Origin of the sequence: Streptomyces sp. NPDC048507 (genome assembly GCF_043199995.1) — a bacterium.
Taxonomy (GTDB): Bacteria; Actinomycetota; Actinomycetes; order Streptomycetales; family Streptomycetaceae; genus Streptomyces.
On the sequence record NZ_JBICWZ010000005.1, the window covers coordinates 32,877 to 48,610 of the forward strand.

At 72.4% G+C, this 15,734-nt stretch carries 14 protein-coding genes; 4 read left to right on the top strand and 10 right to left on the bottom strand.

What is annotated here, in order from left to right:
- Positions 1-88 precede the first annotated feature (88 nt).
- From infB to rimP, 4 genes are all read right to left on the bottom strand, one after another.
- Entirely contained in the window at positions 89-3,205 is a 3,117-nt protein-coding gene (gene infB / locus ACGFXC_RS16140) for a translation initiation factor IF-2 (protein ID WP_393713235.1), read from the bottom strand.
- A gap of 148 nt (positions 3,206-3,353) precedes the next feature.
- A complete protein-coding gene (locus ACGFXC_RS16145) occupies positions 3,354-3,641 on the bottom strand; it encodes a YlxR family protein (RefSeq protein ID WP_393713236.1) in 288 nt (95 codons plus the stop codon).
- Between the two features lie 133 nt (positions 3,642-3,774).
- Positions 3,775-4,881 (bottom strand): transcription termination factor NusA, encoded by a 1,107-nt coding sequence (gene nusA / locus ACGFXC_RS16150; protein WP_393713238.1) that lies wholly within the window; start codon positions 4,879-4,881, stop codon positions 3,775-3,777.
- 2 nt (positions 4,882-4,883) lie between these two features.
- The gene (gene rimP, locus ACGFXC_RS16155) at positions 4,884-5,381 is read right to left on the bottom strand and encodes a ribosome maturation factor RimP (RefSeq protein ID WP_393713240.1); all 498 of its coding nucleotides are present in this window, start codon (positions 5,379-5,381) and stop codon (positions 4,884-4,886) included.
- A 156-nt stretch (positions 5,382-5,537) separates the two neighbouring features.
- On the opposite strand from rimP, the gene ACGFXC_RS16160 reads away from it, so the two are divergent.
- The 4 genes from ACGFXC_RS16160 to ACGFXC_RS16175 are packed head-to-tail and all read left to right on the top strand — an operon-like array spanning position 5,538 to position 8,415.
- On the top strand, positions 5,538-6,101 hold the full coding sequence (locus ACGFXC_RS16160; RefSeq protein ID WP_393713242.1) for a hypothetical protein: 564 nt from the start codon (positions 5,538-5,540) through the stop codon (positions 6,099-6,101).
- A complete protein-coding gene (locus tag ACGFXC_RS16165; protein ID WP_393713244.1) occupies positions 6,098-6,556 on the top strand; it encodes a DUF4439 domain-containing protein in 459 nt (152 codons plus the stop codon). The genes ACGFXC_RS16160 and ACGFXC_RS16165 overlap by 4 nt, the downstream gene beginning before the upstream one ends.
- 16 nt (positions 6,557-6,572) lie before the next feature.
- Positions 6,573-7,475: an aminoglycoside phosphotransferase family protein gene (locus ACGFXC_RS16170; RefSeq protein WP_393713246.1), complete on the top strand. Its 903-nt coding sequence runs from the start codon at positions 6,573-6,575 to the stop codon at positions 7,473-7,475.
- Between the two features lie 43 nt (positions 7,476-7,518).
- Positions 7,519-8,415 carry a slipin family protein gene (locus tag ACGFXC_RS16175; protein ID WP_393713248.1) on the top strand — a complete coding sequence of 299 codons (897 nt, stop codon included), beginning with the start codon at positions 7,519-7,521 and terminating at the stop codon, positions 8,413-8,415.
- 11 nt (positions 8,416-8,426) lie between these two features.
- Here ACGFXC_RS16175 and ACGFXC_RS16180 read toward each other — a convergent pair whose 3' ends face one another.
- The 6 genes from ACGFXC_RS16180 to dxr all read right to left on the bottom strand — a co-directional run bounded on the left by ACGFXC_RS16180 (position 8,427) and on the right by dxr (position 15,731).
- A complete protein-coding gene (locus ACGFXC_RS16180; protein WP_393713250.1) occupies positions 8,427-10,130 on the bottom strand; it encodes a proline--tRNA ligase in 1,704 nt (567 codons plus the stop codon).
- A 42-nt stretch (positions 10,131-10,172) separates the two neighbouring features.
- A complete protein-coding gene (locus ACGFXC_RS16185) occupies positions 10,173-10,745 on the bottom strand; it encodes a GNAT family N-acetyltransferase (protein ID WP_393713252.1) in 573 nt (190 codons plus the stop codon).
- Positions 10,746-10,843: 98 nt separating this feature from the next.
- Positions 10,844-11,689, bottom strand: a complete 846-nt coding sequence (locus ACGFXC_RS16190; protein ID WP_393713253.1) for a GNAT family N-acetyltransferase — start codon at positions 11,687-11,689, stop codon at positions 10,844-10,846.
- 148 nt (positions 11,690-11,837) lie between these two features.
- Entirely contained in the window at positions 11,838-12,995 is a 1,158-nt protein-coding gene (gene ispG, locus ACGFXC_RS16195; protein WP_351818388.1) for a flavodoxin-dependent (E)-4-hydroxy-3-methylbut-2-enyl-diphosphate synthase, read from the bottom strand.
- A 175-nt stretch (positions 12,996-13,170) separates the two neighbouring features.
- Complete coding sequence (locus ACGFXC_RS16200) at positions 13,171-14,472, bottom strand: M50 family metallopeptidase (protein WP_393713255.1); 1,302 nt, start codon at positions 14,470-14,472, stop codon at positions 13,171-13,173.
- Positions 14,469-15,731: a 1-deoxy-D-xylulose-5-phosphate reductoisomerase gene (dxr, locus tag ACGFXC_RS16205; RefSeq protein ID WP_393713257.1), complete on the bottom strand. Its 1,263-nt coding sequence runs from the start codon at positions 15,729-15,731 to the stop codon at positions 14,469-14,471. The genes ACGFXC_RS16200 and dxr overlap by 4 nt, the downstream gene beginning before the upstream one ends.
- Between the last annotated feature and the right edge of the window lie 3 nt (positions 15,732-15,734).

Below are 15,734 nucleotides of genomic sequence, written 5' to 3' on the forward strand. Positions count from 1 at the left end.
ACGCAACGGCCGGGGCCGATCGACGGATATTCCGCCGACCGGCCCCGGTGTCACAGCTGCCTACGACACACCGCGGTGCGCCTCGCGCTTACGCGCGGGGCTTCTCGCGCATCTCGTACGTCGCGATGACGTCGTCGATCTTGATGTCGTTGTAGGAACCGAGGTTGATACCGCCCTCGAAGCCTTCGCGGATCTCGGTGACGTCGTCCTTGAAGCGGCGCAGACCGGAGATGGTGAGGCTCTCGGCGATGACCTTGCCATCGCGCAGGAGCCGCGCCTTGGTGTTGCGCTTGACCTCGCCGGAGCGGATGAGAACACCGGCGATGTTGCCCAGCTTGGACGAGCGGAAGACCTCGCGGACCTCCGCCGTACCGAGCTCGACCTCTTCGTACTCCGGCTTGAGGAGACCCTTCAGGGCCGCCTCGATCTCCTCGATGGCCTGGTAGATCACCGAGTAGTAGCGGACGTCGACGCCCTCGCGGTCCGCCATCTGCGCGGCACGGCCGACAGCGCGGACGTTGTAGCCGATGACGATGGCGTCGGAGCCCATCGCCAGCGAGATGTCGGACTCGGTGACCGCACCCACACCGCGGTGCAGGACGCGGATGTCGACCTCTTCGCCGACGTCGAGCTGGAGCAGCGAGGACTCCAGGGCCTCGACCGCACCGGACGAGTCGCCCTTGATGATGAGGTTGAGTTCCTGGACCAGACCGGCCTTGAGGACCGAGTCGAGGTCTTCCAGGGACACCCGGCGGACGCGCTTGGCGAAGTTGGCGTTGCGCTCACGCGCAGCACGCTTCTCGGCGATCTGACGGGCGGTGCGGTCCTCGTCGACGACGAGGAAGTTGTCGCCGGCGCCGGGGACGTTGGTGAGACCCAGGACCAGGACGGGGGTCGAGGGACCCGCTTCCTCGATGTTGTTGCCCTTGTCGTCGAGCATGGCGCGCACGCGGCCGTAGGCATCGCCCACGACCATCGTGTCGCCGACGCGGAGGGTACCGCGCTGGACGAGGACGGTGGCGACGGCACCGCGGCCACGGTCGAGGTGGGACTCGATCGCAATACCCTGAGCGTCCTGCTCGGGGTTGGCGCGCAGGTCGAGCGAGGCGTCGGCGGTGAGGACGACGGCCTCCAGCAGGGAGTCGATGTGCAGACCCTGCTTGGCGGAGATGTCGACGAACATCGTGTCGCCGCCGTACTCCTCGGCGACCAGACCGAACTCGGTGAGCTGACCGCGCACCTTGACCGGGTCGGCACCCTCGACGTCGATCTTGTTGACCGCGACGACGATCGGGACGCCGGCGGCCTTGGCGTGGTTCAGCGCCTCGATCGTCTGCGGCATGACGCCGTCGTTGGCCGCGACCACGAGGATCGCGATGTCGGTCGACTTGGCACCACGGGCACGCATGGCGGTGAACGCCTCGTGACCGGGGGTGTCGATGAAGGTGATCTTGCGGTCTTCGCCGTTGACCTCGGTGCCCACCTGGTAGGCGCCGATGCCCTGGGTGATGCCACCGGCCTCGCCCGCGACGACGTTCGTCTTGCGGATGGCGTCGAGCAGACGGGTCTTACCGTGGTCGACGTGACCCATGACGGTGACGACCGGCGGACGCGGCATGAGGTATTCCTCGCCGCCCTCGTCCTCGCCGAACTCGATGTCGAAGCCCTCGAGGAGCTCGCGGTCCTCTTCCTCCGGGCTGACGATCTGGACGACGTAGTTCATCTCGCCGGCCAGCATTTCGAGCGTCTCGTCGGAGACGGACTGCGTGGCAGTGACCATCTCGCCGAGGTTCATCATCACGGCGACGAGCGACGCCGGGTTGGCGTTGATCTTCTCCGCGAAGTCGGTGAGGGAGGCACCGCGCGACAGGCGCACGGTCTCGCCGCCACCGCGCGGCAGCATCACGCCGCCGACGGACGGGGCCTGCATGGCCTCGTACTCCTGGCGCCTCTGACGCTTGGACTTGCGGCCACGACGGGCCGGACCGCCGGGACGGCCGAAGGCACCCTGCGTGCCACCACGGGCACCGGGACCACCGGGACGCCCGCCGAAGCCGGGACGACCGCCGCCACCGGCACCGGCCGGACCGCCGCCGAAGCCGCCGCCACCCGGACGCGGGCCGCCGAAGCCGCCGCCGCCCGGACGCGAGCCCGGACCGGCCGGACGGCCGGCGAAGCCGCCGCCCGCGGGACGACCGGCACCACCGGGACGGGCACCGCCCGCACCGGGACCACGGCCACCGGGGCCGCCGCCGGGACGGGGACCGGGACCACCGGCAGCGGGACGCTGCGGCATCATGCCCGGGTTGGGACGGTTACCACCGGGAGCACCGCCCGGACGCGGGGCGCCGCCCTGCGGACGGGGCATGCCGCCCGGGGTGGGACGGGCGCCGCCGGGACCCTGGGGACGCGGAGCGCCACCGGGACCGCCCTGCGGACGCGGAGCACCCTGGCCGCCGCCGGCGCCGGGGGCACCGGGACGGGGAGCGCCGGCCGGACGGGGCGCCTGCGGGCGCGCCATGCCGGTGGAGCCACCAGAGGTGAAGGGGTTGTTGCCCGGACGGGGACCCGCCGGACGGCCGCCCTGCGGACGCGGGGCCTGGCCACCGGGACGCGGGGCCTGGGCACCGGGGGCACCGGCCGGACGCGGGGCGCCGGGACGGGCGCCGGGCTGACCGCCCTGGGCCGCCGGACGCTGCTGCGCCGGACGGGGACCGGGGGCCGCGGCGGGACGCTCGGTGCGCTCGGCGCGGGCCGGGGCGGCCGGAGCCGCCGGGGGCGCGGAGAACTCGGTCGCCACGGGAGCCGCCGGAGCGGGCTTCGGGGCGGCCGGAGCCTTGGGACCGGGACGCGGGCCGGAGGCGGCCGGAGTCACCGGGGCGCTGACGGCCGGAGCCTCGGCGACGGGCGGCTTGGGGGCCACCGGCGCACCGGGCTTCGGGGCAGCGGGACGTGCCGCGGCGGCCGGGGAGGGCGCCGCGGGCTTGGCGGGCGCGGCCTTGCGGGGCGCGCCGGGCTTGGCAGCGGACTTGCCGGCGTTGCCGCCGGGCCCCTGCAGTGCGTCAGTCAACTTGCGTACAACCGGCGCCTCGATCGTCGAGGACGCCGAACGGACGAATTCACCGAGTTCTTGGAGCTTGGCCATGACGACCTTGCTCTCGACCCCGAACTCCTTGGCGAGTTCGTATACCCGGACCTTAGCCACTTCGCTCCTTTTAGGTCCGGGTTACGCCGGACCGTCGCTACTTCATGGGCGTACTCATCGCGTACTCATCGAGTGCTCATCGCAATCTCGACCTACTTCCAACTCGCGAGGTACCTGACCGCACGGGGTATCCGTGCCGTACTACTACTTACGGTGTGGCCTCGGCCTGTGCGGCCAGGGCCGTGTGCAGTGTCGCCGTGTCGAGCGGTCCTGCGGACCTGAGGGCCCGGGGGAACGCTCTGCGGCGGACCGCCTGGTCGAGGCAGACCACGGCGGGGTGCACGTAGGCACCCCGGCCGGGCAGCGTACCGCGCGGATCGGGGACGCATTCGTCTCCGACCGCCACGATGCGCAGCAGATCGCTCTTGGCCGCTCGCTCCCGACACCCCACACAGGTGCGTTCGGGGCATGCGCGGGCTTGCGTCCGGCCAGACACGCTTAAGTCTACCTCCCCGTAGCGACCTCACCCCTTCAGGTGAAAAATCGAACGGATGTCGTTGTGATCCACAGGGACCTTCCCGTGTTTCAGGTCCCTGTCTACCGGCCGGAAACCTCCGGCCGGTACCGATTTATTCCCGTCCCCGGCCCTGGCCGCGGTCGTGACCACGATCGCGGTCCTGGCCGCGGTCCTGGCCGCGGTCCCGGTCCTGACCGCGGTCGCCATCGCGGCCGCCGGAGCCCTCCCCGTCCCGGTCCGAGGTCTCCTCGGTGTCGGGGCGGATGTCGATGCGCCAGCCGGTGAGCCGCGCGGCGAGGCGGGCGTTCTGGCCCTCCTTGCCGATGGCCAGCGACAGCTGGTAGTCGGGCACGGTCACCCGCGCGGAGCGCGAGTCCCAGTCGACGACCTCGACCTTGCTCACCCGGGCGGGTGACAGGGCGTTGGCGACCATCTCCGCCGGGTCGTCCGACCAGTCGACGATGTCGATCTTCTCGCCGTGCAGCTCGGCCATGACGTTGCGCACGCGGCTGCCCATCGGGCCGATGCAGGCGCCCTTCGGGTTGAGGCCCGAGCGGGTCGACCGGACGGCGATCTTGGTGCGGTGACCGGCCTCACGGGCGATCGCCGAGATCTCGACGCTGCCGTCGGCGATCTCGGGGACCTCCAGCGAGAACAGCTTCTTCACCAGGTTGGGGTGGGTGCGCGACAGGGTCACGGACGGACCGCGCACGCCCTTCGCCACCCGCACGACGTACGCCTTCAGGCGGAGGCCGTGCGTGTACTCCTCACCCGGGACCTGCTCCTGCACCGGCAGGATGGCTTCCAGCTTGCCGATGTCGACCAGGACGTTCTTGGGGTCCTTGCCCTGCTGGACGACGCCGGTGATGACGTCGCCCTCGCGGCCGGCGAACTCGCCGAAGGTCAGATCGTCCTCGGCGTCGCGCAGACGCTGCAGGATCACCTGCTTGGCGGTCGTCGCGGCGATCCGCCCGAAGTCCGACGGAGTGTCGTCGAACTCCTTGGGCTCCTGGCCCTCTTCGAGGTCCCTCGGGTCTTCCGTCGCCCACACGACCACGTGACCGTTGGTGCGGTCGAGCACGACACGGGCACGCCGGAAGCTGCCCTCGGTGCGGTGGTACGCGATGAGGAGGGCCGACTCGATCGCCTCGACGAGCAGGTCGAAGGAGATCTCCTTCTCCCGGACCAGACCCCGCAGGGCACTCATGTCGATGTCCACGACTACGCCTCCTCTTCCTTCTTGTCCTTGCGGTTGAACTCGATCTCGACACGCGCCTTGGCGATGTCGGTGAACGCGATGCGGCGGGCGGTCGCCTTGCGGCCCTTCACGCCCGGTACTTCCAGGTCCATGCCCTCGTCGTCGACGTCGAGGATGCGGGCGATCAGTTCCCCGCCCTCGGCCAGCTGGAACTTCACCAGGCGGCCCGTCGCCCGAACGTAGTGACGGTGCTCGCCGAGCGGGCGGTCCGCACCCGGGGAACTGACTTCGAGGACGTACTCGTCCTCGCCCATCACGTCCGATTCGTCGAGCAGGTCGGAGACCTCACGGCTCAGCTCGGCACAGACGTCCAGCTCCACGCCCTCATCGGAATCCACGACGATCCGCAGCATGCGGCGCTTGCCCGCCTTGGACTGCTCGATCTCCTCGAGGTCCAGGCCCTTGGCAGCGACGAGCGGCTCCAGCAATCCGCGCAGCCTGTCGCTCTGGTTGGTGCTCATCCGGGTGACTCCTCGGCCGCGTGTGCTGTTGTGGTTTTCGTCGCGTGTCAGGTCAAAGGGTATCCGGTCGCGGAGGGTGTTGCCGTCCGCGCCGTGGACGGGGCCCCCGGGTACCGTGATCACACCCTGCCCCGACACCACCCCGAGGACGGCGCCGTGCCCTGGACCCTGCCCGTGAGGCCCTCGCGAAGGAGCCTGCTCGCCGGAGCCGCCGGAGCGGCCGGGGCCGCCCTGCTCACCGGGTGCACCGGTGGCGGTGACTCCGCCGGCGCCGGCAGCGGCGTACCACTCGAACGGCGGATGCGGGAGGACGCCGTTCGTGACACCGCACGGCTGCTGGAACGTTACGACGCCACCGCCGCCGCGCACCCCGCCCTGGCGGAGCGCCTCGCGCCGCTGCGCGCGGCCGTCGCGGCGCACTCGCCGGCCCTGGCCCTCGCGGAGCCCGCCGGCGGCGGGAGCTCCCCCTCCCCCTCGGCGTCGGCGTCGGCTCCGGCCCCCGCGCCGTCCGGGGCGTCGGCGGCCGCCCGGGACGCCGTCCCGCCGCAGCCCGCCGAGGCGCTGAGCGCGCTCGCCGACGCCGAGCGGAGCCTGTCGCAGGCCCGGACCATCGCGCTGGCCGGGGCGCCCGGGGAGCTGGCCCGGATGCTGGCCTCCGTCGCGGCCTGCGGCGCCGTCCACGCGTACCTGCTGACCACGAACCCCGGAGCCGCCTCGTGAAGCCCGAACCCTCCCCCGCCGGCCGCTCGCTGCAGGCCGCCCAGGCCGCCCTGGCCGCCGAGCACGCGGCCGCGTACGGGTACGGCGTGATCGGCGCCCGGGTGGCGGCGGAGCGCGCGACCGAGGCCCGCGAGGCGTACGGCAGCCACCTGGCGCGGCGCGACGCGCTCACCCGCAAGGTGCGCGAGCTCGGCGGCGCGCCCGTGGCCGCCGAGGCCGCGTACGCCCTGCCGTTCGAGCTGCGCACCCCCGACGACACGGAGCGGCTGGCCGCGGTGATCGAGGACCGGGTGGCGGGGGCCTATTCCGATCTGGTCCGGGCGGCGGACGGCCAGTTGCGCCGCGAGGCGGCCGACGCACTCAGCGCCGCGGCCGTGCGCGCGGCACGCTGGCGGGGTGTCGGCGTAGCCTTCCCTGGGCTCGCTGAACGCTCCGACCGAGCCCCGACCAGCTGAAAGGGACCACGCACGCATGGCTTTCGAACCGCCTCAGCGGCTCGTACGGGCGCTCGGGGAGCTGCCGGCGACGGCGCAGGACACCGACTGGCTGGGGCGGTTGCCCGGGCTCGCCGAGGAGGCGCTGGAGCGGCGCGAGGTCGTGGCCCAGCGGGTCCAGGCCCCGGGCGGCCGCAGCAGCCTGGTGCTCCTCGTCCGGTACGCCGACGGCACCCCGGCCGCCCTGAAGCTGGCGCCGCCGGGGGCCCGGCCGGACCGGGAGCTGGCCGCGCTCGCCCACTGGGGCGGTTTCGGATCCGTACGGGTCCTCGACTCGCGCCACCACGAGGCCGACGGCGGGGTGCTGCTGGAGCGCCTGCACCCGGAGGTGTCGCTGCGCTCGCTGCCGGACGCCAAGGCCCTGCTGGAGGCCTGCGGCACGCTGCGGCGGCTGTGGGTGGAGCCGCCGGCGGAGCACCCCTTCGAGACGGTGGCCGCGCACACGGAGCGCCAGGGCGGGGCGCTGCGCGCGGCGCCCCCCGAGGTGCGCGCGCTCGCGGACACGGCGCTGGCCCTGCGCGCGGAGCTGACGGCGCTGCCGGGCGAGGAGCTGCTGCTGCACGGGAACTTCCGGCAGGGCAAGGTGCTGGCCGGCGAGCGGGCGCCGTGGCTGACGGTGGGCCCGGAGCCGCTGGTCGGCGAGCGGGCCTACGACCTGGCCCGGCTGGTCAGGGACCGGCTGGAGGACCAGGTGGCGACCTCGGCGGGGGCAGCGGGGGCCCGGCGGCGGGTGAACCGGCTCGCGGACTCGCTGGAGGTGGACCGCGACCGGCTGCGGGGCTGGACGGTGTTCCGGGCGGTGGAGTCCGGGGTGCGGGCGCTGGCCGCCGGGCGGCGCCGGGACGCGGAGCTGCTGCTGGAGTTCGCGGCCTGGTTGTAGGGCATACCGTAGGTAAGAGGTGTATGTCCGGCAGGGGGCCGTCATGGTCGAAGAGCTGCTGACAGCGGGAATCGCGGCTGCCGCGGGCGCGGCGGTGTACCTGGGGGCCGCGGCCCGGGTGGTGAAGCAGTACGAACGGGGCGTGGTGCTGCGCTTCGGGCGGCTGCGCGAGGGCGTGCGCGGCCCCGGGTTCACGATGGTGGTGCCGTTCGCGGACCGGCTGCGCAAGGTGAACATGCAGATCGTGACGATGCCGGTGCCGGCCCAGGAGGGCATCACCCGGGACAACGTCACGGTGCGGGTGGACGCGGTCGTGTACTTCAAGGTCGTGGACGCGGCGAGCGCGGTCATCGAGGTCGAGGACTACCGGTTCGCGGTTTCCCAGATGGCGCAGACCTCGCTGCGCTCGATCATCGGCAAGAGCGACCTGGACGATCTGCTGTCCAACCGGGAGCAGCTCAACCAGGGGCTGGAGCTGATGATCGACAGTCCGGCAGTGGGCTGGGGCGTGCAGATCGACCGGGTGGAGATCAAGGACGTGTCGCTGCCGGAGACGATGAAGCGGTCGATGGCCCGGCAGGCGGAGGCGGACCGCGAGCGGCGGGCCCGCGTGATCAACGCGGACGCGGAGCTGCAGGCCTCGAAGAAGCTGGCGGAGGCGGCGGCGGTGATGTCGGAGCAGCCGGCCGCCCTGCAACTGCGGCTGCTCCAGACGGTGGTGGCGGTGGCGGCGGAGAAGAACTCCACGCTGGTGCTGCCGTTCCCGGTGGAGCTGCTGCGCTTCCTGGAGCGCGCCGCCCCCGCACCGGCAGTGCCCGGGGCGGCCGCTCCGGCGCAGCCGGCCGCGGAGCCGGGCCCGCCGGAACTCGCCCCGGGCGGCCCGGCGTTGCCCCCGCCGCCCCCGCCGCCCCCGGTGGAGCCGGAGGGGCGGGCGGCGTAGCGGCGTACGGGTCAGGCCCGGGCGGTCAGCCGGGACAGGGCCTCGGCCAGGGGGAGTTCCTCGCGGGTGCCGGCGGCGCGGTCCTGGAGTTCGACCACGCCGTCGGCGGAGCGGCGGCCCGCGACCAGGATCCAGGGCACCCCGATCAGTTCCGCGTCGGTGAGCTTCACGCCCGGGGAGAGCCCGGGCCGGTCGTCGAGCAGGACCCGCTGCCCGGCGTCCGCCAGGGCCTGCGCGGCCTCCTCGGCGAGGGCCAGCGGGACGGCCTTGCCCGCCGCCACCACGTGCACGTCGGCCGGGGCCACGGCGGCGGGCCAGCACAGGCCCCGCTCGTCGGCGCTCTGTTCGGCGAGAGCGGCCACGGCGCGGGAGACGCCGATGCCGTAGGAGCCCATGGTGACCCGGACGGGCTTGCCCTCCTTGCCGAGCACGTCCAGCCCGAAGGCGTCGGCGTACTTGCGGCCGAGCTGGAAGATGTGGCCGATCTCGATGGCCCGGTCCAGGCGCAGACCGCTCCCGCAGGCGGGGCAGGGGTCGCCCGGCTCGACGACGACCACGTCCAGGTGGCGGTCGACCTCGAAGTCCCGGCCGCAGACCACGTTGCGGGCGTGCGTGCCGGGCTTGTTGGCCCCGGTCACCCAGGACGTGCCCGGCGCGATGCGGGGGTCGGCGATGTACGGCACCTTGTCGAGTCCCTGCGGGCCCACGTAGCCGCGTACCAGGTCGGGGCGGTCGGCGAAGTCTTCGGCGGTGACCAGCTCGACCACGGCGGGGGCCAGGTGCTCGCCGAGCTTGCCGAGGTCCACCTCCCGGTCGCCGGGCACGCCGACGGCGGTGATCTCGCCGTCGACCTTGACGAGGAGGTTCTTCAGGGTCGCGGAGGCGGGGACGCCCAGGTACGCCGCCAGCGTTTCGATGGTGGGGGTGTCGGGGGTGTCCACCTCCTCGATCGCCGGGTGTCCGGCGGTGACGGGGGCCGCCGCGAAGGTGACGGCCTCGGTGTTGGCGGCGTAGTCGCAGGAAGGGCAGTCCACGAAGGTGTCCTCGCCCGCCGCGGCCGGGGCGAGGAACTCCTCGGACGCCGAGCCGCCCATCGCCCCGGACACCGCGGAGACGATCCGGTGGTCCAGGCCGAGGCGCTCGAAGATGCGGACGTAGGCCTCGCGGTGGAGGCGGTAGGACTCCGCCAGCCCCTCGTCGGAGACGTCGAAGGAGTAGGAGTCCTTCATCTGGAACTCGCGCCCGCGCAGTACTCCGGAACGGGGCCGGGCCTCGTCGCGGTACTTGGTCTGGATCTGGTAGAGCATGACCGGCAGGTCCTTGTAGGACGTGCACTGGTCCTTCACGACGAGGGTGAAGATCTCCTCGTGGGTGGGGCCGAGCAGGTAGTCGGCGCCCTTGCGGTCCTTCAGCCGGAACAGCAGGTCGCCGTACTCGGACCAGCGGCCGCTGACCTCGTACGGCTCCTTCGGCAGCAGCGCCGGGAGCAGCACCTCCTGCGCCCCGATGGCGTCCATCTCCTCGCGGACGATGCGCGAGACGTTGTCCAGGACCCGCTTGCCGAGCGGCAGCCAGGTCCACACCCCGGCGGAGCTGCGGCGGACGTAGCCGGCCCGCACCAGCAGGCGGTGGCTGAGGGTCTCGGCGTCGGCCGGGTCCTCGCGGAGGGTCTTGGCCATGAGGCGGGACATGCGCTGCACGTGTTGCGTTGACATGCCGGGAGCCTAGCCGGGGCCGTGCGGCGCCCGGAACCGGATTCAGGGCCGCAGGAGCGGCAGCGGGGCGCCCATGACGGCGTACGGCAGGCTCGCGCTCGGGAAGTGGACGCGGCGGGCCAGATCCCGGTAGCCGAGGGCCGCGTACAGGCCGCGGGCCGGGCTGTCGGTGTCGATGGCGGAGAGGATCGAGCGGGGTTCCGCGGCGGTGTCGGTGATCCGGGTGATGAGGGCGCGGCCGACGCCGCGGCCCTGGAAGCCGGGGTGGACGTGCAGTTCGGTGATCACGAAGGAGCCGTCGAGCCAGTGGTCGGCGCCGTCGGCGCGCAGGTGGGGCTCGACGATGGTGGACCACCAGTGGGCGCGGTCGTTGGGCATGCCGTAGACGAAGCCGGCGAGGGCCCCGTCGTCGGTGTAGGCGCCGAGCGCGCGGGCGCCGGGGCAGGTCATGTGGCGCTGGACGATGTAGCGCCGGATGCCGACCTCCTCCTCGCTGAGCCCGAAGGCCACGGCCTGGACGCGCAGGGCCTCGTCCACGCGGCCGACGAGGTCGAGGCGCCCGATGCGGAGTCCGGCGGGCCGTACGGGGTCGTCGCCCCCGGGGGTAGGCAGCATGCGGCGACCTTACTGCGGGGTAGTGCCGCTCCGGTACGGCCCGGGCGGGGAAAGCCGGGCCGCGGCGCGGGCGGCGGGGCGGGGGGCGGGAGGGATCGTCAGAACAGCACGCTCATGAAGGCGCCGACCTCACGGAAGCCGACCCGCCGGTAGGCGGCGCGGGCGGCGGTGTTGAAGTCGTTGACGTAGAGGCTGACGATCGGCGCCACGTCGCGCAGGGCGTACGCGACGACGGCGGCCATGCCGCTCTCGGAGTACCCGCGGCCGCGGAACTCGGGGTCCACCCAGACGCCCTGGATCTGGCAGGCGCGCGGGGTGGCGGCGCCGATCTCGGCCTTGAAGACGACCTTGCCGTTCTCGATGCGGGCGAAGGAGCGGCCGGTGCCGACGAGCTCGGCGACGCGGGCCTGGTAGAGCAGGCCGCCGTCGGCGGCGAGCGGGGAGATGCCGACCTCTTCGGTGAACATGGCCACGCAGGCGGGCATGATCTGGTCCATCTCGTCCTTGCGGACGCGGCGGACCAGCGGATCGGCGCCGATGGCGGCGGAGGGCTGCTCGGTGACCATGAGCGGCTGGTGGGCGCGGACGTCGCGGGCCGGGCCCCAGCTGGGTTCCAGGAGCTTCCACAGCAGCCGGGTGGCCTCGGCGGGGCCGACGATGGAGGAGCAGCGGCGGCCGGTGCGCCGGGCCCGGTCGGCGAAGGCGCGGACGGCGTCGGGTCCGGCGCACACGGGGACCAGGTTGGCGCCCGCGTAGCACAGGGAACGGAGCTCGCCGTCGGCGTACCAGCCCCACATCTCCCCGCCCAGGCGCCACGGGTCGAGCCCGGCGACCTGGACCCGGGAGGTGACGAAGGCGTTCTCGACCGGCTCGCGTCCGAGGATGTCGAGCGCGGCGTCGAGATCACTGGGCTCAAGGACCCGGGTGGTGGTCTGCGTCAACACTGGGGCCTCACCATGCAAGTCTGCTGATCTCCGCACTGTACCCGGCGTCGCCTGCGGATGCCCTGCCCCACGGGTCACGAAAAGGCTCCGGCCCCGCCCCCGAACTGCGGGAACGGGGCCGGGGCCGTGCTGTCCGGATCCGGGTCGCTCAGACCCCGATGGCGACGGTGGGCTCGCCGGAGGCGACCCCGTCCCGCTCCATCTGCTCGGCGATCTTCAGCGCCTCTTCGATGAGGGTCTCGACGATCTTCGACTCGGGGACGGTCTTGATGACCTCGCCCTTCACGAAGATCTGGCCCTTGCCGTTGCCGGAGGCGACGCCGAGGTCGGCCTCACGGGCTTCGCCGGGGCCGTTGACGACGCAGCCCATGACCGCGACGCGCAGCGGGACCTCCATGCCCTCCAGGCCCGCCGTGACCTCCTCGGCCAGCTTGTAGACGTCGACCTGGGCGCGGCCGCAGGAGGGGCAGGAGACGATCTCCAGGCGGCGGGGCTTGAGGTTCAGCGACTCCAGGATCTGGTTGCCGACCTTGACCTCCTCGACCGGCGGCGCGGACAGGGAGACGCGGATGGTGTCGCCGATGCCCTCGGAGAGCAGCGCGCCGAAGGCCACGGCGGACTTGATGGTGCCCTGGAAGGCGGGGCCGGCCTCGGTCACGCCCAGGTGCAGGGGGTAGTCGCAGGCCGCGGCGAGCTGGCGGTAGGCGTTGACCATGACGACGGGGTCGTTGTGCTTGACGGAGATCTTGATGTCTCCGAAGCCGTGCTCCTCGAAGAGGGAGGCCTCCCACAGCGCGGACTCGACCAGCGCCTCGGGGGTGGCCTTGCCGTACTTCTTGAGCAGGCGCGCGTCGAGGGAGCCGGCGTTGACGCCGATGCGGATCGGGGTGCCGGTGTCCTTGGCGGCCCGCGCGATCTCCTTGACCTTGTCGTCGAACTGCTTGATGTTGCCGGGGTTCACGCGGACGGCGGCGCAGCCGGCCTCGATCGCGGCGAACACGTACTTCGGCTGGAAGTGGATGTCGGCGATGACCGGGATCTGCGACTTCTTCGCGATGACGGCCAGTGCGTCGGCGTCGTCCTGGGTCGGGCATGCGACACGGACGATGTTGCAGCCGGCGGCGGTCAGCTCGGCGATCTGCTGGAGCGTGGCGCCGATGTCGGAGGTGCGGGTGGTGGTCATCGACTGCACCGAGATCTGTGCGTCTCCACCGACGGCCACGGAACCGACCTGGATCTTGCGGCTGACCCTGCGGTCGGCAAGCTTCGTGGGTACGGACGGAATTCCGAGAGAGATGGCAGTCATCTGCTGTGCTACCCCAAGGTGTGGATCGAGGTCCCGAGATCGGCGGGCTCCAGTCTTCGAGATTACGCCAATCAGCGCGCTCCCCCCGCATCCGAGGGGGTGCGCCACTCGAACGTAGGGAGCCGGGCACGATGCGTGCCCGGCTCCCGTGTGCGTCGTGTACCCGGCGCGGGGGCTAAGTGATCTTGATCGGGTTCACCACGTCCGCCACGAGGACCAGCAGCGTGAAGCAGACGAAGACTCCGGCCACCACGTAGGCGGCGGGCATCAGCCTGGCCACGTCGAAGGGGCCGGGGTCGGCGCGCCGGAAGAGCTTGGCGACGCCGCGGCGCAGCGACTCCCACAGGGCGCCGGCGACGTGTCCGCCGTCCAGCGGCAGCAGGGGCAGCATGTTGAACAGGAACAGGGACAGGTTGAACATGCCGAGGACGTTGAGCAGGATCGAGAACTTCTGCTCGCCCGGCAGGTCGAGGGCGGCGATGTCGCCGCTCATGCGGGCGGCTCCGACGATGCCCATCGGGGAGTCGGGCTCGCGCTCGGCGCCGTCGAAGGCCGCGTTCCACAGGGCGGGGATCTTGGCGGGGAGCTTGACCAGGCCCTGGATGCTGCCGTCGACGATCTCGCCCATGTGGTCGACGGACTCGCCGAAGGACAGGGCCGCGATCTCGGTCTTCGGGCTGAAGCCGAGCCAGCCCGCCGTCACGTACTCGCCCTTGACGTAGCCGCCGTGCCCGTCGGTCTTGGCGACCCGGTTCTCGATCAGATTCACGGGGACGGTGACCCGCTGCCCGTCGCGCACGACGGTGAGGGTGGCCGCTCCGATGGTGTCGCGGATCTTCTTCTGGAGGGTGGCCCAGTCGGTGACGGGGCGCCCGTCGAAGGCGACGATCCGGTCGTCCGCCCGCAGGCCGGCCTGCTTGGCCGGGGCCACCGGGTCGGTGCTCTTGCAGACCTCGCGGTTCTCGCTCTGCTGGATGACGCAGGGCGAGACGCCGGAGATCTGGGTCGTCGTGCGGTTGATCCCGAAGGTCATCCAGACGCCGAAGAAGAGCGCCAGGGCGAGCACCAGGTTCATGAAGGGGCCCGCGAACATCACGATCACGCGCTTCCACGGCTTGCGCGTGTAGAACAGCCGGGTCTCGTCCCCCGGCTGGAGCTCCTCGTACGCCGCCGAGCGGGCGTCCTCGATCATGGAGCGGAACGGCGAGGTCGATCGCGCGGTGACCTTGCCGTCCTCGCCGGGCGGGAACATCCCGATCATGCGGATGTAGCCGCCCATCGGGATGGCCTTGAGCCCGTACTCCGTGTCGCCCTTCTTGCGCGACCAGATGGTCTTGCCGAAGCCGACCATGTACTGGGGCACGCGGATGCCGAAGAGCTTGGCCGTGGAGAGGTGGCCGAGCTCGTGCCAGGCGATGGAGAAGAGCAGCCCGCCGACGAAGACGAGCACCCCGATCAGGTTCAGCACCAGCGTCATGCGCCCGCCTCCACGGCGGCCCGCGCCGCCATCTCCCGTGCCCGGGCCCTGGCCCAGGTCTCCGCTTCGAGGACGTCCGCCACCGTCAGGGAAGTTCCCGATTCCGGCGTCCCGTGCTCGTCGACCACGGCAGAGACGGTATCCATGATTGCTGTGAACGGCAGCCGACCGGCCAGGAAGGCCTCCACGCACTCCTCGTTCGCCGCATTGAAGACGGCGGGCGCCGTGCCGCCCAGGGCGCCGACGTGGCGGGCCAGCCCGACCGAGGGGAAGGCCTCCGTGTCCAGCGGGAAGAACTCCCAGGTCGAGGCCTTGCTCCAGTCGAAGGAGGGGGCCGCGTCCGGGACCCGCTGGGGCCAGCCCAGACCGATCGCGATGGGCCCGCCCATGTCCGGCGGGGTGGCCTGGGCGAGGGTGGAGCCGTCCGTGAACTCGACCATGGAGTGCACGTAGGACTGCGGGTGGACGACGACCTCGATCCGGTCGAAGGGGATGTCGTAGAGCAGGTGCGCCTCGATGACCTCCAGGCCCTTGTTCACCAGCGTCGACGAGTTCACCGTGATCACCGGGCCCATGGCCCAGGTCGGGTGCGCGAGGGCGTCCTGGACCGTTACGGAGGCCAGCTCCGCGCGGGTGCGGCCGCGGAAGGGCCCGCCGGAGGCGGTCACGACGAGCTTGCGCACGTCGGCCCGGGTGCCCGCGGCGAGGGCCTGGAAGAGCGCCGCGTGCTCGGAGTCCACGGGGACGATCTGCCCGGGCTTCGCGAGGGCCTTGACCAGCGGGCCGCCGACGATCAGCGACTCCTTGTTGGCCAGGGCCAGGGTCCGGCCGGCGCGCAGCGCGGCGAGGGTGGGCGCGAGGCCGATGGAGCCGGTGATGCCGTTGAGGACGGTGTGGCACTCGGATGCGGCGAGTTCCGCCGCTGCGTCGGGTCCGGCCAGGATCTCGGGCAGCGGCTCGCCGGGCCCGTACTCGGCGCCGAGCGCCTCCTTGAGGGCCGGTACGACGTCCTCGCGGGCGACCGCCACCGTCTTGACGCGCAGCAGCCGGGCCTGCTCGGCCAGCAGCGCCACGCGGCCGCCGGCGGCGGACAGCGCGGTGACCCGGAAGCGGTCGGGGTTGCGCAGGGCGAGGTCGATCGCCTGGGTGCCGATGGACCCGGTCGACCCGAGGATGACGATGTCCCGGCGGCCGGCCGCGGCGTCGAAGATGAGGTGCGGGTCGGCGAGGGGGGCTGGACTGTCGCTCATGCCCCCCATTGT

Bases quoted from the DNA above. Each gene is read 5' to 3' on its own strand.
- rimP (WP_393713240.1), bottom strand. From the start codon at position 5,381: ATGAGCACCAACCAGAGCGACAGGCTGCGCGGATTGCTGGAGCCGCTC.
- ACGFXC_RS16170 (WP_393713246.1), top strand. From the start codon at position 6,573: ATGGCTTTCGAACCGCCTCAGCGGCTCGTACGGGCGCTCGGGGAGCTG.
- ACGFXC_RS16175 (WP_393713248.1), top strand. From the start codon at position 7,519: ATGGTCGAAGAGCTGCTGACAGCGGGAATCGCGGCTGCCGCGGGCGCG.
- ACGFXC_RS16180 (WP_393713250.1), bottom strand. From the start codon at position 10,130: ATGTCAACGCAACACGTGCAGCGCATGTCCCGCCTCATGGCCAAGACC.
- ACGFXC_RS16185 (WP_393713252.1), bottom strand. From the start codon at position 10,745: ATGCTGCCTACCCCCGGGGGCGACGACCCCGTACGGCCCGCCGGACTC.
- ispG (WP_351818388.1), bottom strand. From the start codon at position 12,995: ATGACTGCCATCTCTCTCGGAATTCCGTCCGTACCCACGAAGCTTGCC.
- ACGFXC_RS16200 (WP_393713255.1), bottom strand. From the start codon at position 14,472: ATGACGCTGGTGCTGAACCTGATCGGGGTGCTCGTCTTCGTCGGCGGG.
- dxr (WP_393713257.1), bottom strand. From the start codon at position 15,731: ATGGGGGGCATGAGCGACAGTCCAGCCCCCCTCGCCGACCCGCACCTC.